General features: G+C 64.0%; 22 protein-coding genes. 6 read left to right on the forward strand and 16 right to left on the reverse strand.

What is annotated here, in order from left to right:
- Window position 1: 1 nt before the first annotated feature.
- From JQ591_RS15060 to JQ591_RS15070, 3 genes are all read right to left on the reverse strand, one after another.
- Window positions 2-733, reverse strand: a complete 732-nt coding sequence (locus tag JQ591_RS15060; protein ID WP_211396783.1) for an amino acid ABC transporter permease — start codon at window positions 731-733, stop codon at window positions 2-4.
- Window positions 734-861: 128 nt separating this feature from the next.
- Window positions 862-1,773 (reverse strand): amino acid ABC transporter substrate-binding protein, encoded by a 912-nt coding sequence (locus JQ591_RS15065; RefSeq protein WP_211396784.1) that lies wholly within the window; start codon window positions 1,771-1,773, stop codon window positions 862-864.
- A 91-nt stretch (window positions 1,774-1,864) separates the two neighbouring features.
- A complete protein-coding gene (locus JQ591_RS15070; RefSeq protein ID WP_211396905.1) occupies window positions 1,865-3,262 on the reverse strand; it encodes a M20 family metallopeptidase in 1,398 nt (465 codons plus the stop codon).
- 241 nt (window positions 3,263-3,503) lie between these two features.
- Here JQ591_RS15070 and JQ591_RS15075 point away from each other — a divergent pair, with 241 nt between their 5' ends.
- Window positions 3,504-4,883, forward strand: coding sequence for an LLM class flavin-dependent oxidoreductase (locus tag JQ591_RS15075; RefSeq protein ID WP_211396785.1), 1,380 nt, complete (start codon window positions 3,504-3,506; stop codon window positions 4,881-4,883).
- Window positions 4,884-5,044: 161 nt separating this feature from the next.
- Here the strand turns inward: JQ591_RS15075 and JQ591_RS15080 are convergent, their stop codons facing one another.
- The 5 genes from JQ591_RS15080 to JQ591_RS15100 all read right to left on the reverse strand — a co-directional run bounded on the left by JQ591_RS15080 (window position 5,045) and on the right by JQ591_RS15100 (window position 11,395).
- Window positions 5,045-6,706 (reverse strand): thiamine pyrophosphate-binding protein, encoded by a 1,662-nt coding sequence (locus JQ591_RS15080; protein ID WP_211396786.1) that lies wholly within the window; start codon window positions 6,704-6,706, stop codon window positions 5,045-5,047.
- A 105-nt stretch (window positions 6,707-6,811) separates the two neighbouring features.
- Window positions 6,812-7,315 (reverse strand): GFA family protein, encoded by a 504-nt coding sequence (locus JQ591_RS15085; protein ID WP_211396787.1) that lies wholly within the window; start codon window positions 7,313-7,315, stop codon window positions 6,812-6,814.
- Between the two features lie 224 nt (window positions 7,316-7,539).
- The gene (locus tag JQ591_RS15090) at window positions 7,540-8,667 is read right to left on the reverse strand and encodes an alkene reductase (protein ID WP_211396788.1); all 1,128 of its coding nucleotides are present in this window, start codon (window positions 8,665-8,667) and stop codon (window positions 7,540-7,542) included.
- Between the two features lie 158 nt (window positions 8,668-8,825).
- A complete protein-coding gene (locus JQ591_RS15095; protein ID WP_211396789.1) occupies window positions 8,826-9,689 on the reverse strand; it encodes an outer membrane protein in 864 nt (287 codons plus the stop codon).
- A gap of 209 nt (window positions 9,690-9,898) precedes the next feature.
- Window positions 9,899-11,395, reverse strand: a complete 1,497-nt coding sequence (locus JQ591_RS15100; protein ID WP_211396790.1) for an aldehyde dehydrogenase family protein — start codon at window positions 11,393-11,395, stop codon at window positions 9,899-9,901.
- Between the two features lie 183 nt (window positions 11,396-11,578).
- Here JQ591_RS15100 and JQ591_RS15105 point away from each other — a divergent pair, with 183 nt between their 5' ends.
- Window positions 11,579-12,424 (forward strand): SDR family NAD(P)-dependent oxidoreductase, encoded by an 846-nt coding sequence (locus JQ591_RS15105; RefSeq protein WP_211396791.1) that lies wholly within the window; start codon window positions 11,579-11,581, stop codon window positions 12,422-12,424.
- 130 nt (window positions 12,425-12,554) lie between these two features.
- Here JQ591_RS15105 and JQ591_RS15110 read toward each other — a convergent pair whose 3' ends face one another.
- From JQ591_RS15110 to JQ591_RS15135, 6 genes are all read right to left on the reverse strand, one after another.
- Window positions 12,555-12,761 (reverse strand): hypothetical protein, encoded by a 207-nt coding sequence (locus JQ591_RS15110; protein WP_211396792.1) that lies wholly within the window; start codon window positions 12,759-12,761, stop codon window positions 12,555-12,557.
- A gap of 73 nt (window positions 12,762-12,834) precedes the next feature.
- Window positions 12,835-13,248, reverse strand: coding sequence for a Rieske (2Fe-2S) protein (locus JQ591_RS15115; RefSeq protein ID WP_211396793.1), 414 nt, complete (start codon window positions 13,246-13,248; stop codon window positions 12,835-12,837).
- Window positions 13,249-13,264: 16 nt separating this feature from the next.
- Entirely contained in the window at window positions 13,265-14,377 is a 1,113-nt protein-coding gene (locus tag JQ591_RS15120) for an amidohydrolase family protein (protein ID WP_211396794.1), read from the reverse strand.
- A gap of 14 nt (window positions 14,378-14,391) precedes the next feature.
- The gene (locus JQ591_RS15125) at window positions 14,392-15,456 is read right to left on the reverse strand and encodes an amidohydrolase family protein (protein WP_211396795.1); all 1,065 of its coding nucleotides are present in this window, start codon (window positions 15,454-15,456) and stop codon (window positions 14,392-14,394) included.
- A 217-nt stretch (window positions 15,457-15,673) separates the two neighbouring features.
- Window positions 15,674-15,949 (reverse strand): YiaA/YiaB family inner membrane protein, encoded by a 276-nt coding sequence (locus tag JQ591_RS15130; protein ID WP_211396796.1) that lies wholly within the window; start codon window positions 15,947-15,949, stop codon window positions 15,674-15,676.
- A gap of 40 nt (window positions 15,950-15,989) precedes the next feature.
- Window positions 15,990-16,685, reverse strand: a complete 696-nt coding sequence (locus JQ591_RS15135) for a PspA/IM30 family protein (RefSeq protein ID WP_211396797.1) — start codon at window positions 16,683-16,685, stop codon at window positions 15,990-15,992.
- A 103-nt stretch (window positions 16,686-16,788) separates the two neighbouring features.
- Between JQ591_RS15135 and JQ591_RS15140 the strand changes: the two genes are divergently transcribed.
- Together JQ591_RS15140 and hydA are read left to right on the forward strand one after the other, a co-directional pair.
- A complete protein-coding gene (locus JQ591_RS15140; protein ID WP_211396798.1) occupies window positions 16,789-17,418 on the forward strand; it encodes a TetR/AcrR family transcriptional regulator in 630 nt (209 codons plus the stop codon).
- 92 nt (window positions 17,419-17,510) lie between these two features.
- A complete protein-coding gene (hydA, locus tag JQ591_RS15145; protein ID WP_211396799.1) occupies window positions 17,511-18,965 on the forward strand; it encodes a dihydropyrimidinase in 1,455 nt (484 codons plus the stop codon).
- Between the two features lie 18 nt (window positions 18,966-18,983).
- Here the strand turns inward: hydA and JQ591_RS15150 are convergent, their stop codons facing one another.
- On the reverse strand, window positions 18,984-19,856 hold the full coding sequence (locus JQ591_RS15150) for an outer membrane protein (RefSeq protein WP_249136969.1): 873 nt from the start codon (window positions 19,854-19,856) through the stop codon (window positions 18,984-18,986).
- A 97-nt stretch (window positions 19,857-19,953) separates the two neighbouring features.
- On the opposite strand from JQ591_RS15150, the gene JQ591_RS15155 reads away from it, so the two are divergent.
- The gene (locus JQ591_RS15155; protein ID WP_211396800.1) at window positions 19,954-21,576 is read left to right on the forward strand and encodes an ABC transporter substrate-binding protein; all 1,623 of its coding nucleotides are present in this window, start codon (window positions 19,954-19,956) and stop codon (window positions 21,574-21,576) included.
- On the opposite strand, the gene JQ591_RS15160 is transcribed toward JQ591_RS15155, so the two are convergent.
- On the reverse strand, window positions 21,573-22,916 hold the full coding sequence (locus JQ591_RS15160) for a glycoside hydrolase family 3 protein (protein WP_211396801.1): 1,344 nt from the start codon (window positions 22,914-22,916) through the stop codon (window positions 21,573-21,575). The genes JQ591_RS15155 and JQ591_RS15160 overlap by 4 nt on opposite strands.
- A 187-nt stretch (window positions 22,917-23,103) precedes the next feature.
- Between JQ591_RS15160 and JQ591_RS15165 the strand changes: the two genes are divergently transcribed.
- Window positions 23,104-24,606 carry a DUF4153 domain-containing protein gene (locus tag JQ591_RS15165; RefSeq protein ID WP_211396802.1) on the forward strand — a complete coding sequence of 501 codons (1,503 nt, stop codon included), beginning with the start codon at window positions 23,104-23,106 and terminating at the stop codon, window positions 24,604-24,606.
- The last annotated feature ends 4 nt before the right edge of the window (window positions 24,607-24,610 follow it).

Below are 24,610 nucleotides of genomic sequence, written 5' to 3' on the forward strand. Positions count from 1 at the left end.
GCTATTTCCCCGTGATGTAGCCGGGGATCGCGACGTAGCGCTCGAGGAAGCGCATCGAGGTCACGACAACGGCGTTGACGAGGAGATAGAGAAGGGTCGCGGCGGTGAAGGCCTCGAACACCTGGAACGAGAATTCCTGCATCGAGCGCGCCTGTCCGGTCAGCTCAAGCAAACCGATGGTGATGGCCACGGCCGTGTTCTTGATGGTGTTGAGGAACTCGGACGTCAGCGGCGGCAGGATGATGCGGAACGCCATCGGCAGCAGCACGTAACGATAGCCCTGTATGGTGGTCAGGCCGAGCGCGGTCGCGGCCATCTTCTGCCCGCGCGGCAGCGAGCCGATGCCGGCCTGCAACTGCACGGCGACGCGGGCCGACATGAAGAAGCCGATGCCGATCGCCGCCGTCCAGAACGGCGCATTCGGCAGTTGCTTCAACCAGAGCCCGGCAGCCTTCGGCAGCAGTTCCGGCAGCACGAAGAACCACAGGAAGAGCTGCACCAGCAGCGGCATGTTGCGGAAGAATTCGACATAGGCAAAGCCGAACCAGTACGCCCCCTTCGACGGCAGCGTGCGCATCACGCCGACGATCGATCCGGTGATCAGCGCGATGATCCAGGCGAGCGCCCCCGTCTTGAGGGTCAGCACCAGGCCCGACAACAGCATGTCGAGATAGGTGCCGGTCCCCATCGGGTTCGGCTCGAAGAAAATTCCCCAGTTCCAGTGGTAGTTCACGTGTCCCCCGCGCGAACGCGCCAGTCATGGATGTCCCGGCGCCTATGCAAATGTCCGGCCACTCTCCCTCAAGAATGGCCGGAATATGCCGCCTCTCCCCGCAAGCGGGGAGAGGCGAACAACTCAGCTTACTTATAGTCGTCCGGGTTTGGCGAGTCCGAGGGTTTCGCGAACTCGTTCTTCAGTTCGGCCGAGATCGGGGTGTTGAGGTTGAGGCCCTTCGGCGGGATTTTGGTGGTGAACCACTTCTCGTAGATCTTCTGACCCTCACCGGAGGTATAGAGCGCGGCAGTCGCCGCATCGACCACCTTCTTGAACGGCGCGTCGTCCTTGCGCAGCATGATGCCGTAGGGCTCAGGCTTGGAGAACGCATCCTTCGAGATGACGTAGTCGTCGGGCGACTTCGAGCCGGCAACGAGGCTCGCGAGCAGGATGTCGTCCATCACGAAGGCGACGGCGCGATCGGTCTCGACCATCAGGAAGGATTCGGCGTGGTCCTTGGCCGGGATGATGTTGGCGCCGAGGCTTTTCGCAACGTTGGCTTCGGTGAGCTGCTTGATGTTGGTGGTGCCGGCGGTGGAGACCACCGTCTTGCCCTTGAGATCGTCGATCGACTTCAGGCCGCTCGACTTCTTGAACACGTAGCGGCTGGCGGTCAGGAAGTGGGTGTTGGTAAAGGCGACCTGCTTCTGGCGCTCGGCGTTGTTGGTGGTCGAGCCGCATTCGAGGTCGATGGTTCCGTTGGCCATCAGCGGAATACGCGTCGCCGAGGTCACCGGGTTGAGCTTGACCTCGAGCTTGTCGAGCTTGAGCTCCTTCTTCACGGCGTCGACGATCTTGTAGCAGATGTCCATCGCGAACCCGACGGGCTTCTGGTTGTCGTCGAGATAGGAGAACGGGATCGAGGAGTCGCGGAAGCCCAGCGTGATGGCGCCGGTGTCCTTGATGTTCTTCAGCGTGCCGGTCAGCTCCTGGGCTCCGGCCTGGCTGACAGCGAAGGTCGCGGCGAGCGCGAGGCCGATGCTACGGAAATGTTTCACTTTTTTGTCCCCTTTCAGGATGATGCCGGCGGGATGCAAGCACAAATTGGGTTGGAATAGAATGTGACTTTTGGCTGGATCGCGGCTCCGGTTAACGGCTCAGGCTAGCGAGCGGGCTGGGCAATTCCCCGAGATCCCAGAACAGCCCGGCCATCACCGTCAAGGCCTCCTCGGTCAGTGGCAGCAGGATGTGCTCATTGGGCGCATGCTGGGAACAGCCGGGATAGGAGTGCGGCACCCAGATCGTCGGCAGGCCCAGGATCTCGGAGAACACATCGTTGGGCAGCGAGCCGCCGAAATTCGGCAGCACCGCCGGCACCTTGCCGGTGGTCTGGCGCACCGAATCCGCGGCCCATTTGATCCAGGGGCTGTCGAAATCCGTGCGCGAGGCAGCAAAGCTCTGCGCCGCCCGCACCTCGACCATCGGAAAGCCCTTCTGCGCCAGATGCGCGCGGATCGCCTCGATCAGCCCATCGATCTCAGTGCCGACCACGAAACGCAGTTGCAGCACGGCATTGGCGTGGCCGGGAATGGCGTTGGCCGGCTTCTCGATATTGCCCGACGACATCGCCAGCACTTCGAGCGTGTTCCAGGCATAGAGCCGCTCGGCCGCCGAAAGACCCTCCTCGCCCCAGTTCTCGGCCAACGCCGGCTCGTCCTCGGTCGGCACCACCTGCACGTCGGCAAGATAACTGCGGATCTGGTTGGTGAGCCGGGGCGGCTTCAGCGCATCCAGCTGAAGGCGGCCGTGGCCGTCCACCAGCGTCGAGATCGCGTTGACAAGAATGATGGCGGGGTTGGCGAGCACGCCGCCCCAATTGCCGGAATGATGCCCGCCGTCACGAAGGTTCACATCGAGATGAATGCGGATGCCACCGCGGCAGCCGAGGAACAGGGTCGGACGGTCGGCGGACAGGCGCGGCCCGTCGGAGGCCATGAACAGATCGGCCTTGAGCGCGTCGCGATTGAGATCGCAGACCTTGCCAAGATCAGGCGAGCCGATCTCCTCGCCCATCTCGACGATGAACTTGGCGTTGAAGCCGAGCTTGCCGCCGCGGGCCTCGCGCACCGCCCGGAGTGCGGCCATGTTGATGCTGTGCTGGCCCTTGTTGTCGGCGGTGCCGCGGCCGTAGAGGCGCGTGCCCGAAACCGTGGTGCGCCAGGGATCGCGGCCGTCGCGCCACTCGCCTTCCATGCCGTCGACGACATCGCCATGGCCGTAGATCAGCACGGTCGGCGCCGTCTCGCTCTCGTGATGCTCGGCGAACAGAAACGGCGCCTTGCCGCTGGGAGATTCGACCATGCGGCTTTCGAAATCGAGCGCGGCGAAAGCGGGCACCATCTCCTGTTCCAGATAGGCGCGCAGCTCGACGCTCCGGTTCGGATTCTGGCTCTCGGTCCGGTAGGCGACGCGGCGGTCGAGTTCGGCAAGGAACGCGCCGGATTTGAAATCGTCACGGGCGCGGGCGATGGCATCGGCTCTGGTCATCATTTTCTTTTTTAGGTTGCGAGACGAAGGAGCATACCCGAGACGGGTAGGCCTCCGAAAGTGGCGGGGACTTCGATAGTCTTGGGATTTCGTTCTTGCTCTCTTGAGATTGGCTTGCCAAGCGCGGCAGCGCCGCTGATTTTGGCCTTGCCAAGGTCGCGTTATATGCAAGAACTTCGCCAAGTTCGGGCGCAGCACTATCATTCGAAGAGCGCCCGGTACAGGGCGCCGGGGGATCATCATGGCCAAGCAGATCAGGCTCAACGCTTTTGCGATGAATTGCGTCGCGCACCAGTCACCGGGCCTGTGGACCCATCCGCGCGACCGCACCGCCGAATATAACCGCCTGCCCTACTGGATCGATCTTGCCAAAACGCTGGAGCGCGGCCGTTTCGACGGGCTGTTCCTCGCCGACGTGCTCGGCGTCTATGACGTCTATGGCAACAGTCCTGACGCAGCCTTGCGCAATGCAGCCCAGTCGCCCTCGAACGATCCGCTGCTGCTGCTGTCGGCGATGGCGGCGGTGACGCAGAATCTCGGCTTCGGCGTCACCAGCAATCTCTCCTTCGAGCCGCCCTATCCGTTCGCGCGGCGGATGTCGACGCTCGATCATCTCACCGAGGGACGGATCGGCTGGAACGTCGTCACCGGCTACCTCGACAGCGCCGCGCGCGGTGCCGGCAAGGACAAGCAGATCGGTCACGACGACCGCTACGAGATCGCGGACGAATATATGGAGGTCGTCTACAAGCTCTGGGAAGGCAGTTGGGAGGACGACGCCGTGCTGCGCGACCGCAAGCGCGGCATCTTCACCGATCCCACAAAAGTCCATCGCGTCAACCACGAGGGCGCGAACTACCGCATCAACAACACCATCCACCTGAGCGAGCCGTCGCCGCAGCGGACGCCCGTGCTGTACCAGGCCGGCACCTCGCCGCGCGGACGGCAGTTCGCGGCAAAGCATGCCGAATGCGTGTTCATGTCCGGGCCGTCGGCCAAGGTGATCGCACCGCGCGTGTCAGCGATCCGTCAGGAGGCCGCCGCGTTCGGCCGCAATCCGGCGGAAATCCTGATGTTCTCGATGATGACGATCATCCTCGGGCGGACGGAGGCCGAGGCGAACGAAAAATATGCCGACTATCGCCGCCATATCAGCCCGGAGGGCGCGCTGGCGCTGATGTCGGGATGGACCGGCGTCGACTTCTCCGGCTACGACCTCGACCAGCAGGTGCGTCACGTCCAGAACGACGCCGGCCGCAGCGCAATGGACAACGTCACCCGCGCCGATCCCGATCGCGTCTGGACCGTGCGCGACGTCATCGAGCATGTCGGCGTCGGCGGCGCCGGTCCCGTCGTGGTCGGCACGCCGGAGATGGTCGCGGACAAGATCGAGGCGTGGTTCGAGGCGACCGATGTCGACGGCCTCAACGTCGCCTTCGCGATCTCACCCGGCGATTTCGAGGACATCGCCGACATGCTGGTGCCGGAGCTGACGCGGCGTGGGCGGTACAAGGCGAAGTACGCGCAGGGCACGCTGCGGGAGAAGCTGTTCGGTGACGGGCGTGCGCGGCTGGGTGCGCCGCATCCGGGGGCTGGGTATCGGGTGGGGAGGAAGGGGTAGCGCCCCAAGGTACGCTGTCGTGCCCCGGCTTGACCGGGGCATCCAGTACGCCGCAGCGTCTCGACTTAATCACCGCCGCCTCTGGAATACTGGATCACCCGCCTTCGCGGGTGATGACGACTGAGAGCGTGGCGGGCATCAGCGCCGCAAGTGACGCTGCCCTACACCTTCCCGTCCACCATCACCTCGATCAGCTTGGTTCCGGGCCGGCCAAATGCCGACGCCAGCGTCGCCTTCAGCTCGCGGGGGTCGCTGACCTTGATCGCCTCGCATCCCAGCGCCCTCGCCACGCCCGCGAAATCCACCGGCGGATCGACAAAATCCATGCCGACGTAATTGTCGTCGCCATGGAAGGCGAGCAGACGCTGCTTGATGATGCGGTAGCCGCCATTGTTGGCAATGACGACATTGAGCGGCAGCTTGTGATGCGCCGCCGTCCACAGCGACTGGATCGAATACATCGCGCTGCCGTCGCCGGAGAAGCAGACGACGGGGCGATCGGGATTGGCGATGCTGGCGCCGACGGAGGCCGGCAGGCCCCAGCCGATGCCGCCGGAAGCAAGGCCGTGATAGCCGAAGCGGTCGCGGTGCGCGCGCAACGCCGTGATCTGGCGGCTCGAGGTGAGGCCTTCGTCCACGAGGATGGCATTGGCGGGCATGGCCTCGATCATTTGCAGCACCAGCCAGTCTGGATCGATGGGGCTGCGCTCCGCAGCCTTGCCGATCTGCTCGACCAGCGCGGTGCGCCGCGCGGTCCAGTTCTTCGACGCGAGCTCAGCGAGACGTTGCTTCGCACGTTGCGCCAGGGCAGCGCCGCCCATCTCCTTCAACGCCGGGATCAGCGCGCGCAGCGTTTCCTTCAAATCCGCCTTCAGCGCGATCTCGGCACCGTAGTTCTTGGCGATCTCCCAATCGCCGAGGCCGATTTGCACGATGCCAAGGCCCTCCGGCAGCGCATCGACCTCGCTATAGACCGACATCCGCAGGGGATCGCCGCCGAGCGCGATCAAGAGGTCGTACGGCGCAAGCGTGTCGCGCGCGACTTTCTGGACACGTGCCAGCGTGCCGACGAAGCTCGGGCTTTCCGAGAGGAAGTGCGAGCCATAGGGCGTCGAGGATTGGTAGGCAGCCGCACCGAGCACCTCGGCGAGTTCGGCGGCCTCCATGAGCGCATCGCTTTTGACGACCTCGTCCATGGTGACGATCACGGGACGTTCGGCCTTGAGCAGCCGCGCGGCGAACGCCTTTAGTGCCTGATCCGATGGCCTTGTGCGGGCGTCGATGCGGGTGGAGCGGCCGAGATCTATCCCAGCCTCGCTGTTGAGGATGTCGCCGGGCAACGAAATGAACACCGGCCCGGTCGGCGGCGTGGTCGCGACTTTTGCGGCGCGGCGCACGATGCGCGGCAGATCCTCGAGCCGCGTCACCTCGACCGCCCATTTCACCAGCGGCTCGGCCATGCGCACCAGCGGACCGTAGAGCACCGGCTCCATCAGGCCGTGGCCCTGCTCCTGCTGGCCCGCGGTGAGGATCATCGGCGTGCCCGTGAACTGGGCGTTGTAGAGCGAGCCCATCGCGTTGCCGAGGCCGGGCGCGACATGGACGTTGCAGGCGACGAGCTTTCCGGAGGCGCGGCTATAGCCATCCGCGATCGCCACCACCAGGCTCTCCTGCATCGCCATCACATAGGTGAGGTCGGGATGGTCCTTCAGCGCATGCATGATCGGCAGCTCGGTGGTGCCGGGATTGCCGAACAGATGCGTGATGCCCTCGTCCTTGAGCAGCGCGAGAAAGGCGGAGCGGCCGGTGATCTTGTTCTTCATGTTTCCTCCAGAGGCGAACGTTGCCGCAAGGACGGGCGCATGATGGCCGAAATCGCGGGAGGCGCGCAAGGAAGCGCGGTCATGGCTGCGTTGCGTGGGAGAGCGCTACATCTCCTCGCGCCCCAGCTCGAACGGATCCTCGCCGCCCGCCCGCTTCTTCTTTTTTGAGCGCTGCCAGACCACACCGGGAAAGCCTTTCAGCGGCACCAGCGGCTCGCCGGTATAGGTCCATTCCTGCAGCTCCTCGATCGCGATGTGATAGAGCGGCTGGCGGCCGGTGCGCCCGCTGAACAGCGCGCGGGGAATGTTGACCATGTGCGGCCCGCGCGGGCGCTCATACGTGATCGGCGTGCCGCAATGCGCGCAGAAGCTGCGCGCGGTCTTCGTTGTCTTGTCCTCGTAGCGGGAAAGCGCCGTCTTGCCTGCGGTGATGCGAAACCGCTTCTTCCAGCTTCCGACGTATGTCGCATAGGCGGCGCCGTGGGCGCGACGGCTGGCGGCGGAATGATCGTGCCAGGCCCAGCGTGCGGGGACGTCAATCTCGAAGGTGACCTTGCCGCAGAGGCATTGGCCGGTGGCGACTCCTGCGGCGGCTGCGGCTTTGGCCATGGTGCTTCCCTTATCGTCATTACGAGCGTAGCGAAGCAATCCAGACTGCCTCTACGAAAAGACGCTGGATTGCTTCGCTGCGCTCGCAATGACGGAGTTTGTGGTAGCGGTCAGAGCGACGAATATAGACCCGTAGCCCGGATGGAGCGCAGTGTAATCCGGGACCTATGCCTCGCGGGACCAAACCCGGATTTCGCTGCGCTCCATCCGGGCTACGACGGTCCCTACGCCGGCGTCAGCTCGTCATACAACGGATAGTCCGTATACCCCTTCTCCTCGCCGCCATAGAACGTCGCACGGTTGTACGGCGTGAGAGGGTAATCGTGTTGCAGGCGGCGCGGCAGATCGGGATTGGAGATGAAGATGCGGCCGAACGCGATGAGGTCGGCATGCCCCTCCGCGATCGCGGCGTTGGCCGTCTCGCCGGTGAAGCCGCCGGCGGTCATCAGCACGCCGCTGTAGAGCGGGCGGAACAGCAGCATTGCCGACGGCACGTTCTGCCAGTTGACTTCTGCGCGCCCCGAGCCGCTGGAGCGCGGCTCGATGAAATGCAAATAGGCAAGACCGAGCCTGTCGAGCGCCTTCACCACATGCGTGTAGAGCGGCATCGGATCTGGCTCGCCGGAATCATTGGCAATGCCGTGGGGTGACAGCCGCACGCCGACCCGGCCCGCGCCCCATACGTCGATCGCGGCCTGCGTCACCTCGAGCAGAAGCCGCGCGCGGTTCTCGATCGACCCGCCATATTGATCGGTGCGCTGGTTGCTGCGTGATTGCAGGAATTGCTCGAGCAGATAGCCGTTGGCGCCGTGGATCTCAACGCCGTCGAAGCCGGCGGTCAGCGCGTTCTTCGCGCCCTGCCTGAAGGCCTCGACGATGCCCTTGACCTCGTCCGTCTCGAGCGCGCGCGGCGTCTCGTAGTCGGAGATCTTGCCGTCGGCGGTCATCGCCTTCATGCCTTCGGCCCTGATCGGGATCGCCGAGGCCGAGACCGGCAGCTCACCACCGTGGAAGGAGGAATGCGAGACGCGGCCCACATGCCAGAGCTGGAGAAAGATGATGCCGCCCTTGGCGTGCACGGCGTCGACAACCTTGCGCCAGCCCGCGATCTGCGTCTCCGAATAGATGCCGGGCGTCGCCGGATTACCGCGGCCGTGCGAGAGCACGGGCGAGGCCTCGGCGATGAGCAGGCCGCCCTGGGTGGCGCGCTGACCGTAATATTCGGCGTTGAGCGGCCGCGGCGAAAAGCTCTCGCGCTCGGCCCGCATGCGCGTCAACGGCGCCATCGCGACGCGATGCGCGAGCTTGTACGGACCGACCTGCAGCGGTCGAAACAACGCCTCGAATTTCATGCCGGCCCCAAAATGATCGATGAGAGGACGGGGATCATATGAGAAGGGGTGGCAAGCCGGAAGCCACATGGGTGGATGGCTGGCCAGCCAAAAGATGCGGCGGAATCAAAAAAGCCCCGGGGGGACCCCGGGGCTTGTTGCTTGCTCGGAACGGCAGATCAGTATTTCGCGACGACCGGGCCTGAGCCGAACTTGTAGTTCAAGCCGACCCTTGCGATGTGGCCCGTGAAATTCGCGGTTGCGTCAAAGCCGCGAGCCGGGCCCGGCGTGAACGGGAACAGCGGATTGAAGAAGGTGTATTTCTCGCTGCCGAGATCGTAATAGAGATATTCGAGCTTGACGCTCCAGTTCGACGCAAAGCGGTACTCACCGCCGCCGCCGACGGTCCAGCCCACGCGCCAGCTTTCCGACGTCCCCGCGCCACAGATCACGTTGAGGCAGGGCGCACCGGCCGCAAGCGTGGGATCCACGAGCGAGGTCGACGCCTTGACGTGCCCATAGGCAAGACCGCCGGTCGCGTAGAGCATCAAATCGGGTGTAACGGTGGCACCGATCCGGCCGCGCACGGTCCCCAACCAGTCGACCTCCTGCTCTTGCCTGGTCATGATGTCCGGGAAAACCGGCAGCGTTCGGGAGACCGTCGAGCTGCCCTTGATGCCGGCAGCCGCGATGTCGGCTTCGACGCCCCACACCAGCGAGCCCGCCTGCACATTGTAGCCGGCCTGCACGCCGCCCAGCACACCGCGCGGGTTTGTTGCCAGTGACGGCGGGACAAGGCCGCCGGCGAGAGCCACGTCGAGCACACCCGCCGTGAAAACCGGATCGTGCGGCGCGAGCTTGATCGCATCGTCGCTCCAGCCATACCCGACATTCACGCCGGCGTAGAAGCCCGACCAGTTGTAGGCGACAGGTAATTGCGGCGCCTTGTAGAGCGGCGCACGTGCGGCCATATCGGCTGCGAACGCGGGCTGCGCCGAGGCCAAGCCCAAAGTCACAAACATGATCGAAGCGAAGCGAAGCATTCCCGATATCCCAAACCCGAACATTGACGTTGACCAGAACTAACCGGCCGAGGTTCGAAATGGGATAATAATCCTCGCTAGATCGCGGGCGACAGCAGTTTCAAAATCGCCTGTAGCGTCCGGGCAACAACTCCTGGTCGTCGCAAGCAGCCTCTCGTCGCCGCAAGCAAGATCAACCATCGAAACCCGGACGCGACAGCAAAAGCGCCTTACGCCGTCTTGATCCAGACGGCCTTCACGTTGAGATATTCCTCGACGTGCTGCTTGCCGGACTCGCGGCCGTAGCCGCTCATCTTGTAGCCGCCGAACGGCACGGCCGGGTCCATCGCCTGGTAGCAATTCACCCACACCGAGCCGGCGCGCAGGCTCTTCGCAACCGCATGCGCCTTGCTGACGTCGCGCGTCCACAGGCCCGAGCCGAGACCGAATGTGGTGGCGTTGGCACGCTTGACCAGCTCGTCCATGTCCTTGAACGCGATCGCGGAGATGACGGGACCAAAAATCTCCTCCTGCGCGATACGCATATTGTCCTGGACGCCCGCGAACACCGTCGGCGAGACGAAGAAGCCCTTTGAAAGCGCACCTTCGGTGACGCGGCCGCCGCCGGCGAGCGCCCGCGCGCCTTCCTTCTGTCCGATGTCGAGATAGCTGGTGACGCGCTCGAGCTGCTGCTCGGACACCAGCGGTCCGATCTGGGTGTTGGGATCGAGTCCGTTGCCGACCTGCAGCTTCTTGCCGAACTCGGCGACACGGCCGACGAATTCCTCGTAGATCGACTGCTCGACGAACAGCCGCGTGCCGGCGCTGCAGATTTGCCCCGAATTGGCGAACACCGCCATCGCGGCGCCCGGCACCGCCGCATCGAGATCGGCATCCGCGAACACGATGTCAGGCGACTTGCCGCCAAGCTCGAGCGAGACACGCTTGAGGTTGCCGGCCGAGGCACGGATGATCGACTGGCCCGTGACATGCGAGCCGGTGAAGGCAACCTTGTCGACGTCGTGGTGCGAGGCAAGCGCTGCGCCCGCAGTCTCGCCATAGCCGGGCACGACGTTGATGACGCCGGGCGGCACGCCCGCTTCCATCGCGAGCTCGGCGATGCGCAGCGAGGTCAGCGGCGCTTCTTCGGCGGGCTTGAGCACGACGGTGCAGCCGGTCGCGATCGCCGGACCGATCTTCCAGATCGTCGCGGTCAGCGGACCATTCCAGGGAATGATGGCGCCGACGACGCCGATCGGCTCCTTCAGCGTGTAGGAGAAGATTTCGCCGGGCAGCGAGTTCTCGATGGTCTCGCCGTGAATCGCGGTGGTCTGGCCGGCATAGTAGCGCAGCATGCCGACGGCGCGCAGACGATAGGCGCGGGTACGGCTGAGCGGCGCGCCCATGTCGAGCGTGTCGAGCTGCGACAATTCGTCGAAATTTTTCTCGACGAGGTCGGCAAGCTTCAGGAGCAGGTTCTGCCGCTCGAACGGCTTGACCTTGCTCCAGGACCCTTCGAAAGCGCGGCGGGCGGCAGCGACTGCACGGTCGATGTCTTCCTTGTCGCCCTCGGCAACGGTTGCGAGCAGTTCGCCAGTGGCGGGGTTGTGGGTCTCGAAGCGCTTGCCGGACGCAGCATCGACCCACTTCCCGTCGATCAGCATCTGCTTGTAGGACCCGTTGGCGAATGGATGGCGCGTGATCGGAATAGCCTGCGACACAGCCATGGCTGCACTCCCTGTCAAAATGATTGATTGGTTCGATCTGGCGGGATCGTCAGGTCGATACAATACTGCGATGCCGGATAGGCGTAAAGTCGGCGCGGAACGAAGACCTCCCATGCCGACTTGTGCAGGGTCGCGCGAGCGCCATGTTATAGCTCGACCGAGCCCCTCCCCCGGAGACGATCCATGCCGCACCCCGCCATCGTCAAAGACAATGTTGCCGTGATCACCGGCGGTGCGTCCGGCATCGGATTCGCCGTCGCTTTGGCCTTCGCACGCGACGGCATGAAGGTGTGTATCGCCGATGTGGATCAGGCACGGCTGGCGGAAGCCGCGACAAGACTCTCATCCGTCACGTCCGCCACACATGTGATGACCTTCGTGGTTGACGTCAGCAAGGCCGAGAGCGTGACGGAGCTGGAACGCGCCGTGCGCGAGCGCTTCGGCGGCACCGACATCCTCATGAACAATGCGGGTATCCAGCCGGGCAGCACGCTGTTCGGCGAACCCGACACCTGGCAGCGCATCATCGGCGTCAACATGTGGGGCATCATCAACGGCTCGCGCATCTTCGCACCCAACATGATCGCGCGCGGTAGGGCCGGCCTCATCGTCAACACCGGCTCGAAGCAGGGCATCACCACCCCGCCCGGCGATCCCGCCTACAACGTCTCCAAGGCCGGCGTGAAGGCTTTTACTGAAGCGCTCCAGCACGAACTGCGCAACACTGGAGATTGCCGCATCACCGCACATCTGCTGATCCCCGGCTTCGTCTTTACGGGTCTTACCGCGAAGGGCCGCACAGAGAAGCCGGCCGGCGCCTGGACGGCCGAGCAGACCGTGAATTTCATGTTGGCGCGGCTGGAGGCCGGCGATTTCTACATCCTGTGCCCGGACAACGACGTCCCGCGCGCACTCGACGAAAAGCGCATGCTGTGGGCCGCCGGCGACATCGTCGAGAACCGTCCGCCGCTGTCCCGCTGGCATCCGGACCATGCGGATGCATTCGCGAAGTTTGTGAAGGGGAAATAGGCTATTTGATCCTCATGGTGAGGAGCGCGGAACGCGCGTCTCGAACCATGCAGGCCCGGCTGGGGCCTCGATCCTTCGAGACGCCCGCTTCCAGCGGGCTCCTCAGGATGAGGATCTACACAGGGGCGCTCTACAATGTTTCTTGCTGATGCCCGCAATTCTTGCAGGCGAACTTGACGCGGGTCTGCCCCTTTGGCGCCTGCACCCGATTCGGGGCGCCGCATTTACCGCAGACGGCCTCGATGCGGGTATCGCCCTGCTTGATGACGACGTTCTTCTTTTCCATCGATTCGCGGATCAGGCGCTCGGCCTCCTCACGCAGGGATTGTTTCGACAAAGCTCGTCTCCGCCTCTGAAAAGCGCGAGAGCCATATCGCACTTGCGTCAAAATCACAATCGGCAATGCCGGCTCAGACCTCGACGATCACATAACTGTCCTCGACATGCACCGGAAACGTCTCGGCAACATACGGGCCTTTCTGGAGTTCCTCGCCGCGCTCCACCGCGACGGGATATGACCTTATCTTGACGCGCTTCGGGTCGAACCACGACTGGCCGTTGCGCATGTCGAATTCCCATCCGTGCCAGGGACAGCGCAGCATCTCGCCGACGCGCGAGCGCTCGTAGATACCCGGCTCGGGCGAGGTCAGCCGCGCCACACAGGCCGCTTTCTCCAGCGGGGCGCCTTCGTGCGGACAGCGGTTCAGCAAAGCGAAGAACTCACCATTGACGTGGAACACGACGATGTCGCGGCCGGCGACATCGACCACCTTGTTGCCGCCGGGCGGGATCTCCGAGATGGACGCGACGATGTGACGGGCCATACCGTTCAGACCCCTCTCAGAACTTGTAGACCGCGCGGGCATTGCTGCTGAAGATTTTCCTTCGTTCGGCCTCCGTCAGCGGCGTCTTGAAGGCGAAGCGCGGATCGTCGAAATCCCAGTGTGGATAGTCCGACGAGAACAAGAGACGGTCGATGCCGACCCATTCGATCAGCGAGCGCAGGTGCCGGGCTTCGTCAGGCTCGTCGATCGGTTGCGTCGTGAACCAGAAATGCTCGCGGACATATTCCGACGGCTTGCGCTTGAGATGCGGCACCTCGCTGCGGAAGCGCTCAAAATGCTGGTCCATCCGCCACACCGCGGACGGGATCCAGCCGAAGCCGCCCTCGATGAAGACGAACTTCAATCTTGGAAAGCGCTCCGGAACACCCTCGATCACGAGACTGGCAAGCTGCGCCGCAATGGTGTGCGCGTTGGACTGGTGCTCCTCGACATAATAGGACGGCCAGCCGCCACCGGTCGGCGCATGCCCGCCATAGCCGCCGACATGGATGCCGAGCGGCAAGTCCAGCGCCTCGGCGCGCTCGTAGATCGGCCAATAGCGGCGACGGCCGAGCGGCTCGTTGGCACGCGGCGAGACGTTGATCTGAATGTATTCGCCGATTTTCGCGCAGCGTTCGATCTCGGCGAGCGCGAGGTCGCCGCCGTCCTGCCCAACCAGGATCGAGGCCTTCAGGCGCGGGTCGCGATGCGACCAGAACGCCAGTTGCCAGTCGTTGATGGCACGCTGGATCGCGGCGCCGAATTCGAGGTTCTGCTGCGAGAAGATGAAGAGATCGAGCACCTGCAAGATCCCGAATTCGACGTCGAGCGGATCGAGATGCTGCTTCTGCATGAAGGCGAGATCCGAGCCGGGCGGCCCGCCCGTTGGCGGCCAGGCATCGCGGCGCGCGATCAACGGCGAGGAGCGCGGATAGGGCGTGGTGAACAGATAGGGCGTGCGCAAATGGCTGCCATATTCCTTCAGATGCTGCTGCCAGCGCTTCGGCAGGAACTCGTTGAGATCGTCGGTCGAGCGCAGGCTCGGATGGACGTCGCAATCGACGATGCGCAGCCGCGAAGCGGCGGGCTTCTCGTCTTCCCGCAGCGGGCGGTCGATGACCTCACTCATGCGAACCTCCAAAGTCAGTTGGCGAGCGACAGCCGCGGAAACGTCTCCAGCGGGTTGTCGACGCACATCTTCGAGATGATGCCGTTCGGCAGGTTCGGCGGGATCGGATCGTCGCCGTCGAACTGCCAATGTGGATAGTCGGACGCGAACAGGAACATCTTTTCGGAGCCGATCTGGTCGATGATCTCTTCGACGCTTTTGGCGTCGCCCGGCGCATCGAACGGCTGCATTGTCACGCGGAAATTATCGCGGATGATCGCAGCCGGCTCGCGCTCGACCCAGGGCACCTCGACGCGCACCCCGCGCCAGGTCTTGTTGGCGCGCCACATGAAGGCCGGCAGCCAGCTCACACCGGATTCCATTAGCACGACCTTGAGGTTCGGATACTTGCCGAACACGCCCTCATAGATCAGGCTCAGGATCTGCGCCTGAAACGCCTGCGCCTCGACGAAGTAATATTCGTAGCGGTGCGACGGCCAGCCGGCCGAGCTCGGCGCCTGCCGATATTGCGTGCCGGCGTGGATCGCGAGCGGCAGCTTGTATTTCTCAGCGAGCCGATAGACCGGCCAAAAATGCCGCCGTCCCAGCAGCGTCTCGCCCTGTGCCAGCACCAGGATCGAGACGAAGCAGTTATCGCCGCAGCGGCGCTCGATCTCCTCGATCGCCAGATCCGGGTCCTGCATCGGCACCACGATCGAGGCCCGCAGGCGCGGATCGCGCGACAGCCACTCGGTGGCGATCCAGTCGTTGATCGCCTTGCAGAAGTCGGCCGCCATGTAGGGGTCGAACACGGCCTGCGCGCCATAGAGCACGTTAAGGATTGCGTGGCTGGCACCCAGCTGTTCGAATGCGCCCTTCTGCACCATCGCAAGGTCGGAGCCGGGCTTGGCGCCATTGGCCGGCCGCCAGTCGGCGCGGCCCGCCAGCGGCATGCCCGGCGGATAGGAGGTAAGGTCGAGCCCGTCGATGGCCCGGCTCACCACCTGCTCTTTCCAGTGATCGCTGAGATAGGGCAGCAGCGTCGTGCGCGTGCCACCGACCGCCGGATGGATGTCGCAGTCGATCCGCGTCGCCGCCATGGATGCTTCCTCGCACAATCTTATTGGCGGCGTTCTTTGCGCACCGCTGGTCCAGAGTGCTCCGGCCGCCGCCGGTGCGCAAGAGCGCACGCCCGCGCGATCCGTCATGGCTCGGTTGCATCTCGCAGGCGCGATATGAGGTTTCGCGGAATGCGCTCCGGCGCCGAAGCAGCGGAGCGAATTGCTCCGCTGCTTCCTTGCGTATTGTCCATGCCCATCAAGCCGCCTTGGAGACTTCCATCAGCAGACGTTCCGCCTTGGCATCCTCGATGCGGTTCACCATCCGGCTGCTTTCATGGTTGTCGCGGACCGTCTTGGTCAGGGTGATGCAGGTTTGGATCAGCATCACGATGCCCATGGTGAGATAACCCTTCATCCAGAGATCGATCGGCAGGAAGAAGATGCCGATGGCGATGAGGAACGCGGAGGCTGCGAAGGACGCGTAAGTGAAAGTCACCCAGGCGCTGCTGTGGGGCTGGCCATTCTGGTTCATGGTGGTCTCCTGTTGGTTCGAATGATGATGGGGTTTGGGATCAGACAGTCGGCGTGCGCTTGGACTTCAACCGCGCCAGTACGTCGTCCGCGGTCGTCTTGAGCCGGGGGCCAAACCCCTGCTCGGCGAGTTTCTCGGCGGTGGCGAGCGGACCGGTGGCCGCATCGAGCTCGACCAGCGCGTCGTCGGCGGCCTGGGCTTCCATCTGCCGCTCCCGAAGCCGCCTCAAAGTGCTCTCCGCCTCCGGCAGCGTGGATTCGTAAGGGCGTGCTGCCTCGATGCCGCTGCGGCGAAGCGAGCGCACCGCTTCCGAGGCACGGGCGACGCGGCGGCCGCGGTCGAGCTCGGTGATGCGGGCCTGCGCGCTTGCGACGTGCCGCTTCAGCCTGATGATCTCCGTTGCGAACAAGGCGCGTGCCGTCAGCGCCGCATCGCGATCGGCCTCAAGGCCCGCGATGGCCTCGGCGGCATCGTTGGCGAGATCCTCGCGGCCGCCGTCGAGCGCCGCAATCGCGCGGGTCTCGAGATCGGCGATGCGGGCGACGGTCGCCTCGAGCTTGCGGCCTTCTTGCTGGTCCTGTGCGATCGCCAGCGCCAAGGTCCGTTTGCCGCGCTCGACGGCGGCTGCCGCGTCGCGCATCTGTTGATCGAGGATCAGAAGGGCGGTCCGGTCTTCCAGCTCCTCGCCGGCGGCGGCCACGCTGCCGCGGAAAAGTGTCACTACAGTCTTGAACATTGTCGGCTCCCTGTTATGAGCGTTGCTCACAGATGGTTTGTAGCAGCAACCTTGAACATCGTTCAATAATTATTTGAGCAACGCTCACGAATTTGGTTAACAAATGACTAAAGCCTTGGAGCGTCGAGAGAAACTGCGGGCCGACCTGATCCTGGCAGCGGAGCGGATGATCGCGACCCGCGGATTGGCGGGCCTGAAAACCCGCGATCTGGCGCGCGAGATCGGCTGCGCCAATGGCGCGGTCTATAATCTCGTGGCCGACGTGGACGAGTTGGTCCTGCGCGTCGGCTCGCGCACGCTGCTCCGGCTCGACCAGGCGCTCAGCGCAGCGGTACGCGCGGGCAATCCATCGCCGCAGGAGACGCTGGTCCGCATCGCGATCGCCTATTGCGATTTCGCCGCGGAGAATCTCGAACTCTGGCGCGCAATGTTCGAGCACCGCATGGAGCCCGACAAGGATGTCCCCGACTGGTCCGTCGACGACCAGATGCAGCTGTTCCGTCACATCTACGCGCCGCTGGCGGCGTTGTTTCCAAAGCGAGGGACGGAGGAACTCGGCATCACCGCACGCAGCCTGTTCTCGGCCGTGCACGGCATGGTGGCGCTGGGGCTCGAGCAGAGGCTGGTCGCCGTGCCGCTGCCGGCGCTGCGCAAGGAGATCGCCATCCTCGTGCGCGCGATGATTGACGGACTGATGGCGCGGGCGGCGCAGGGGCCGAGAGAGAACAGCTAAACTGTCGTCGGCGCCTGACTAAAATTTCACCTGTCGCACCGCATGCAGCGCGCTTAGCTTCGCGAGGTCCAATTCTCTCTCCGGAGCCTCCAATGCCCCTCCTCATCCGCGGCGGCATCGTCGTCAATCATGATCATTCGCGCCGCGCGGACGTGCTGATCGACGGCGGGACGGTCGTCGCGGTCGGGCCATCGCTCGATGCACCGACGGGGTGCGAGATCATCGATGCCGGCGGCGCTTACGTCATCCCGGGCGGCATCGATCCGCACACCCATCTCGAAATGCCGTTCATGGGCACTGTCACCGCAGACGATTTCGAATCGGGGACCAAGGCGGCGCTGGTCGGCGGCACCACCATGGTGGTGGATTTCTGCCTGCCGGATCCCGGCCAGTCGATGCTCGCGGCCTATCAGGAGTGGCGGCACAAATCCGAGAAGGCGGCCTCCGACTACGGCTTCCACATGGCGGTAACGTCGTGGTCGAAGCAGATCCATGACGAGATGGAGACCGTGGTCAAAACCTACGGCATCAACACCTTCAAGCACTTCATGGCCTACAAAGGCGCGCTGATGGTGAACGACGACGAGCTCTACAACTCGTTCGCGCGCTGCGCCCATCTCGGCGCCATGCCGGTGGTGCATGCGGAGAACGGCGACGTCGTCGCCCTGATGCAGGAGGCGCTGATCGCGCGCGGCGTCACCGGCCCCGAGGGACACGCTTACTCACGGCCGCCGGACGTCGAGGGCGAAGCCACCAACCGCGCCATCATGATCGCCGACATGACAGGGACGCCGGTCTACATCGTGCACACGAGCTGCCGCGAAGCGCACGAGGCGATCGCGCGCGCACGTGCGGCGGGCAAGCGCGTCTATGGCGAGCCGCTGATCCAGCATCTGTTGCTCGATGAGCGTGAATATCAGAACAAGGACTGGGATCATTCCGCGCAGCGCGTGATGTCGCCACCGTTCCGTGACAAGTCGCACCAGGACAGTCTTTGGGCCGGTCTGCAATCCGGCTCGCTCCAGGTGGTCGCGACCGACCATTGCGCCTTCACCACGGAGCAGAAACGGTTCGGGATCGGCGACTTCAGGAAGATCCCGAACGGCACCGGCGGCCTCGAAGATCGCCTTGCGCTGCTATGGACCGCCGGTGTCGCTACGGGGCGGCTGACGAAAGAGGAATTCGTCGCGGTGACCTCGGCGAACATCGCCCGCATCCTCAACATCTATCCGCGCAAGGGCGCGGTCGCCGTCGGCTCGGATGCAGATGTCGTGGTGTGGGATCCCAAAGCGAGCAAGACCATCAGCGCGAAGCGGCAGATGAGCCGGATCGATTACAACGTGTTCGAGGGCTTTTCCTGCACCGGCGGACCGGCGGCGACGCTGTCGCGCGGCCGCGTCGTCTGGAAGGATGGCGATCTGCGCGCCGAGGCCGGCGACGGCCATTATGTCGAGCGCCCGGCGTTCTCGCCGGTGCATGTCGCCAACTCCACCTGGAAAGAGCTGACCGCCCCGCGCGCCGTGAGCCGCGGCGCGGTCACGCCGTAGGGCCTCTGCGGTCCCCGGTCAGAAGCGATAGTTCACACCGACGGTCACGGTGTGGATTCTGTCCTTCAGGTTTCCGCTGAAGGTTACCAACGGGACGGAATTGGTCAGAACGAAATCGTTGGCGCCGAAATCATAGTAGTCGTACGCAAAGTTCGTCGACCAGTGCGGTGCGAATGCCCAATCGAGACCGACGCCAGCGGTCCAGCCAGTGTGGGTCATGGTCGCCTTGGGATCGACCGGGACTCCAAGAAGCGGAGGCGTGACGACATTGTCGGCCTTTTCCCGCGTCCAGGCGACGCCGCCGCGGCCATAAGCAAGCAAGTTGCCGGCAAAGCTATAGCCGAGCCGCGCAGTCGCCGACGCCAGGAAGTCGTTGCTGACGGTGAATTGCGTCGGGACGATCACGCCACCGAAATTGCCGAGCCCGGGCGTCTTGCTGGTCAGGCTGGACCATGCCGCGCGGCCTTCGACACCGACGACCCAGACCGATGCAAACTGATAATCGCAACCGATCTGCCCGCCGCCGATGAAACCAGTGGAGCTGAAGTCGCCCGAGCTCCTGATCTTGTCGTAGCTGAAGTCGCCTCCGGCATGAACGCCGATGAAACACCCGGTCCAGCTGAATTGCTTGACCGCCACCGGAGCCTTGACCGCCAGATCGGCCGCACTTGCCGCGTTTGCAAATCCCAGAATCGAAACCAACCCAACGCCAACCGCAACAAGACGACGCATTCCCGGCCCCCGCCATTCCAACCGCAACGGCGATCTTGTTACAGAAAACCGGTTGCCGCGACAGGGGGACGCACCCCTCTGGTTGATAATTGCGTTGGCGTGTGGCCAGCGCGCCACAACGGAAACAGCGCGGCATGATTTCAACATGCCGATACCCATAGCCGGTGACGACGTGCGCGGGCGTCGGAGGCGATGCAACGCCATCATGGCATGTGCCTTGCCTTCTCATGCAGGAAGCGCTGTCAGGGAGGCCCTCATGAGCACATCGACCTTCAATATGAACCGCCGCAATGTGGTGCTGGGTGGCCTCGGCCTCGCCGGAATGACGGCCGTCGCGTCTCCCTTTGCCTCCGCGCAGGGGCGCAGCGAGACGCTGCTGGTGGTGCAGGAGTTGGGTCCCAACTCACTCGACATGCAGGGCGTCGGCTCCAACCAGACCGTGAACGGGCTGTCCTGGAATTGCTACGATCGCCTGCTGAGCTACGCCTCCAAGACGTTCCCCGACAGCACGCTGTCTTATGACCGCGAGAAGCTCGCGCCTGAACTCGCCGAGAGCTGGGAGGTTGCGGCCGACGGCATGTCCTGCACCTTCAAGCTGCGCAAGGACGCGAAATTCCACGACGGCACACCGGTCACCGCGAAGGATGTCAAATGGTCGTTCGACCGCGCCGTGAAGGTCGGCGGCTTTCCGACCTTTCAGATGTCAGCAGGGTCGCTGGAAAAGCCCGAGCAGTTCGTCGTGGTCGACGACCACACCTTCCGCATCGACTATGTGCGCAAGGACAAGATGCTGCTGTTCAACGTCGCGGTGGTCGTACCCTTCATCATCAATTCCGAGCTCGCGAAGAAGAACGCGGCGCCGGAGGACCCATGGGCACTGACCTGGCTCAGGACCAACGAAGCCGGCGGCGGCGCCTACAAGATCGAGAGCTGGAAGCCAGGCAGCGAGACCGTGCTGGCGCGCTTCGATGACTGGAAGAGCGGGCCGCTGCCGAAGGTCAGGCGCGTCATTGCGCGCGACGTTCCCTCCGCCGGCACCCGCCGCGCCATGCTGGAGCGGGGCGATGCGGATATCTCCAGCGGCTTTGCGCCGCGCGACTTCGAGCAAATCATCAGAGAGGGCAAGGTCAAGGTCTCGGGCGTACCGATCCCGAACGCGCTCTGGTCCGTCGCGCTGAACACGGCAAAGCCGCCGTTCGACAATGTGAAGCTACGCCAGGCCGTCGCCTGGGCGATGCCCTATGAGCAGATCCAGAACAGCGCGTTCTTCGGACGCGCCGTGCCCATGTATGGTGGAGCCGCTGACGTTTCGAAGCCAGTGTGGCCGCAGCCGTTTCCCTACGTCACCGATCTCGACAAAGCCAAGGCGTTGATGAAGGAGGCGGGCTTCGAGTCCGGCTTGGAGACGACCTTGTCGCTCGACACCGGCACTGCGACCGTCGGCGAGCCGACCGCGATCCTGATCCAGGAGAGCCTCGCCAAGATCGGCATCAAGGCGTCGATCGAGAAAATCCCAGGCGCGAACTGGCGCACGACGCTGAACAAGAAGGAGCTTCCGCTCGCGCTCAATCGCTTCAGCGGTTGGCTCGATTACCCCGAATATTACTTCTACTGGAATTTCCACGGCAACAATTCGATCTTCAACATATCCTCCTACCAGAACAAGGAAATGGACGCGCTGATCGACAAGGCGCGGTTCACCACGGATGCTGCCGAGTATGACAAGGCCGTGAAGGATTTCATCGCGCTCTGCATGCGCGATGTTCCCATCGTCCCGCTCAACCAGCCGATCCACGATGTCGCCATGCAGAAGGCCATCACCGGTTACGAGTTCTGGTTTCATCGCGAGCCGGACTACCGGCAGTTCGCGAAGGGCTAGTTTTGATCGGCGACGCTCACAGTGTGTGAGGCGGCCCGCGCCTGCTCGGACGGGAAACCCCGCGCGAGCCGCGCCTCGCTCGCGCGCAGCATCGCCGTATCGAGCTTGCCCTGCCGCGATCCATCCAGGGCGCAAGCGAAAATCCGGTAGAATTGCTCGCCGTCATAGGCGACCAGCAGCAAATCGACCCCGGCGTTGATGGCCTCCACCACGGCCTGGCAGACGTCGTGCTGGTAGATCGCGCCCATCACGAGGTCGTCGGTCATCACCACGCCCTGATAATTCCACCTGTCGCGGATGATGCCCTCGACGACGCGCTTCGAATGCGAGGCAGCGCGATCGGGATCGACGGCCGTGAGCGTGACATGCCCGACCATGAGCGCGCTGCGCGAATGCGACAGCACCTCACGGAACGGAAGCCAGTCGGTTGCCTCCAGCTCCCTGACCGGCGTGTCGAGATTGGCGCTGAAATGATGCGTATCGGTGCGCACGCGGCCGATGCCGGGAAAATGCTTGAGCGTGGCGCCGACGCCGGATTCTTCCAGCCCGCGCACATAAGCGCTCGCGATCGCGCCGACGACAGCCGGATCGGTCGCAATCGCGCGCTGGCCGATCAGCGTGTGAAAATCCAGGCGATTGCGCCGGACCGGCGGCTTGAGATCGAGCACCGGCGCGAGATTGAGGTTGACGCCGAGCCCGGCGAGTTCACGTCCGTGGATACGGCCGAACTCTGCCGCCTTGGCCTGCTGGTCATCGGGAGCAAGCCCGGCAAGCGTCGCCAGCGCCGGCAGCTTCGTCAGCGGCGGCGCAAGATGCCCGACGATGCCGCCCTCCTGGTCCGCGGCGACGACCAGCGGCGGCAGGCCGGCCGCTCGCCGCTTGTCCTGGAGCACCGCGATTTCGGCACGCAGAGCCTCGACGGTCCGGCCGCGGATGTTGTGCCGGGTGACGTAGACGCCGCCGATCAAGCCCTGCTCGGCGAGGCGCGCGACCTCGGGAAGGAAGGAATAGCCGACCATGAAGTGAGGTCCGAGCTGGCGTGCTTCAGTGGCGCTCGCAGCGAGCACACCGTGCTTGCGCAGTTCGAATTTCAGATGTGCCACCGACATCAGGAGCGGCGGAACGCACCAGAACATGACGAGCAGCTTGCCAGCGACGGTGCTCCAACGCCCCCTGCGCAGCAGGACGAGGACAATCGCGATGCTTGCGACGACGATCGCGATGTTTCCGGCGCCGCGCAGCACGAGTAGATAGGGATCGTTCTTGTTCGCTGCCGCGAATGCGACGAGAGGCGCGGCAAGCCAGAGCAGGATGAGACCGATGCGATTGAGGAATTGCATGATGCGTCACGCCCAAGGTGATGAACGCATCGCACCTATCAAACCGATCTGCGCCGCGCGAGGACCAAAACCGCGCCTGCACGAAATCTGCAAGAGACTCCTGAAACCGTGCAGACGATGATCCCGCCTTCTGCACAAGCACCGTTCAGACTTCGTGATGCCACCCATCACGAAAGGTCTTCCGGACATGACGAGCCTGGCTACGACGATCGCGGCGGAAATCCAGCCGATCAGGCATTCCTCGATTCCGGCCAAAGTCGGCCTCGCGCTGGTTCTCGCCGCGCTCGCCGACTGGCTGTTCTACGGCCCGAAGATCGGGCTGTCGCTGACGCTGTTTGCGATCGCGATGGCTTGCGTGTCGGCGCTCTTCAATCATGCGGCCCTGGATCTGCGGCGCGCTGTGATCAGCGCGGCCATTCTCGTCGCCGGCCTCGCACCGGCCGTCGAGGAGCTCAACATGCTGTCCTTCCTGATCCTCACCTTGGCGCTGGCCATTGCGCTTCTGATCGCGACCAATCCGGAAACGACCGAACTCACTGAGCGTGCCCGCGCGCTGCGCAACCTCTTCCTGCTCGGGCCCTTCAGATTCTTCCTCGACGCGCTGCAGATCTTCAACATGTCGGCGCTCGCCCGCGGCATCGCCCTCTGGCTGATGCCTGCTGTGCTGAGCACCGTCTTCATCGCACTGTTCGCTGCGGCCAATCCGGTGATCGAGCAGTGGGTGTCACTGCTCAATCCAAAGCTCATCCTCGAATATATCAGCATCGCGCGTGTGCTGTTCTGGACCATGATGCTGGCGCTGGTCTGGCCGTTCATCCATGTGCGCTGGCGGCGCAGGACGATGGTCACCGCGACCGTCGCCGATGGCCCCGTGCCGCCGCCGCTGCCGTCCCAAGTCTCGGCTGAGTTCCTGGGCCCCTCCACCATCCTGCGCTCGCTGATCCTGTTCAATCTGCTGTTCGCGGCACAGTCCATTCTCGACGGCATCTATCTCTGGGGCCATGTGGCGTTGCCGGCCAATTTGACCTACGCAGCCTATGCCCATCGCGGCGCCTATCCGCTGATCGCGACCGCACTCCTCGCCGCCGCCTTCGTGCTGGTGGCGATGCGTCCGGGTGGACCGGCGGAAAAATCAACGGTGATCCGGCCGCTGGTCTATCTCTGGGTCGGGCAGAATGTGCTTCTGGTCGCGTCCTCCATCCTCCGCCTCGACCTATACGTCGACATCTACATGCTGACCTATTGGCGCATCGCGGCCTTCATCTGGATGGGGCTGGTGGCGCTCGGGCTGATCCTGATCGTGGCCCGCATCGCGCTCGACCGCTCCAACCGGTGGCTTGTCGGCGCCAATCTGATCGCGCTGACGATCGTGCTCTATACCGTCTCTCTGGTGAACTTCGACGCGTTCATTGCCGACTACAATCTGGCGCACAGCAGTGAAATGTCGGGCAAGGGCATGATAATCGATGCCAACTATCTCCTCACACTCGGACCGCAGGCACTGCCCGCGCTCGACAAGGTCATCGCCCATCGCCCGGGCGACGACTGCCTTGCGCGGCGCCGCGATCGGCTTGTAGAAGCTCAGCGGCTGAACTTGGCCTGGCGTGCCTGGGGCTTTCGGAGCTGGCGGCTACAGCGCAGGCTCGATGCTCAGGCCAAAAGCCAGCCCGGCAATCAGCCGGCAGGGTAAGCGG

Origin of the sequence: Bradyrhizobium canariense, from assembly GCF_018130465.1 — a bacterium.
Classification (GTDB): domain Bacteria; phylum Pseudomonadota; class Alphaproteobacteria; order Rhizobiales; family Xanthobacteraceae; genus Bradyrhizobium; species Bradyrhizobium canariense_C.

Coding starts and splice junctions, on each gene's coding strand:
- JQ591_RS15070 (WP_211396905.1), bottom strand. CDS start 3,262: ATGACCAGAGCCGATGCCATCGCCCGCGCCCGTGACGATTTCAAATCC.
- JQ591_RS15075 (WP_211396785.1), top strand. CDS start 3,504: ATGGCCAAGCAGATCAGGCTCAACGCTTTTGCGATGAATTGCGTCGCG.
- JQ591_RS15080 (WP_211396786.1), bottom strand. CDS start 6,706: ATGAAGAACAAGATCACCGGCCGCTCCGCCTTTCTCGCGCTGCTCAAG.
- JQ591_RS15085 (WP_211396787.1), bottom strand. CDS start 7,315: ATGGCCAAAGCCGCAGCCGCCGCAGGAGTCGCCACCGGCCAATGCCTC.
- JQ591_RS15090 (WP_211396788.1), bottom strand. CDS start 8,667: ATGAAATTCGAGGCGTTGTTTCGACCGCTGCAGGTCGGTCCGTACAAG.
- JQ591_RS15095 (WP_211396789.1), bottom strand. CDS start 9,689: ATGCTTCGCTTCGCTTCGATCATGTTTGTGACTTTGGGCTTGGCCTCG.
- JQ591_RS15100 (WP_211396790.1), bottom strand. CDS start 11,395: ATGGCTGTGTCGCAGGCTATTCCGATCACGCGCCATCCATTCGCCAAC.
- JQ591_RS15105 (WP_211396791.1), top strand. CDS start 11,579: ATGCCGCACCCCGCCATCGTCAAAGACAATGTTGCCGTGATCACCGGC.
- JQ591_RS15115 (WP_211396793.1), bottom strand. CDS start 13,248: ATGGCCCGTCACATCGTCGCGTCCATCTCGGAGATCCCGCCCGGCGGC.
- JQ591_RS15120 (WP_211396794.1), bottom strand. CDS start 14,377: ATGAGTGAGGTCATCGACCGCCCGCTGCGGGAAGACGAGAAGCCCGCC.
- JQ591_RS15125 (WP_211396795.1), bottom strand. CDS start 15,456: ATGGCGGCGACGCGGATCGACTGCGACATCCATCCGGCGGTCGGTGGC.
- JQ591_RS15130 (WP_211396796.1), bottom strand. CDS start 15,949: ATGAACCAGAATGGCCAGCCCCACAGCAGCGCCTGGGTGACTTTCACT.
- JQ591_RS15135 (WP_211396797.1), bottom strand. CDS start 16,685: ATGTTCAAGACTGTAGTGACACTTTTCCGCGGCAGCGTGGCCGCCGCC.
- JQ591_RS15140 (WP_211396798.1), top strand. CDS start 16,789: ATGACTAAAGCCTTGGAGCGTCGAGAGAAACTGCGGGCCGACCTGATC.
- hydA (WP_211396799.1), top strand. CDS start 17,511: ATGCCCCTCCTCATCCGCGGCGGCATCGTCGTCAATCATGATCATTCG.
- JQ591_RS15150 (WP_249136969.1), bottom strand. CDS start 19,856: ATGGGTATCGGCATGTTGAAATCATGCCGCGCTGTTTCCGTTGTGGCG.
- JQ591_RS15155 (WP_211396800.1), top strand. CDS start 19,954: ATGAGCACATCGACCTTCAATATGAACCGCCGCAATGTGGTGCTGGGT.
- JQ591_RS15160 (WP_211396801.1), bottom strand. CDS start 22,916: ATGCAATTCCTCAATCGCATCGGTCTCATCCTGCTCTGGCTTGCCGCG.
- JQ591_RS15165 (WP_211396802.1), top strand. CDS start 23,104: ATGACGAGCCTGGCTACGACGATCGCGGCGGAAATCCAGCCGATCAGG.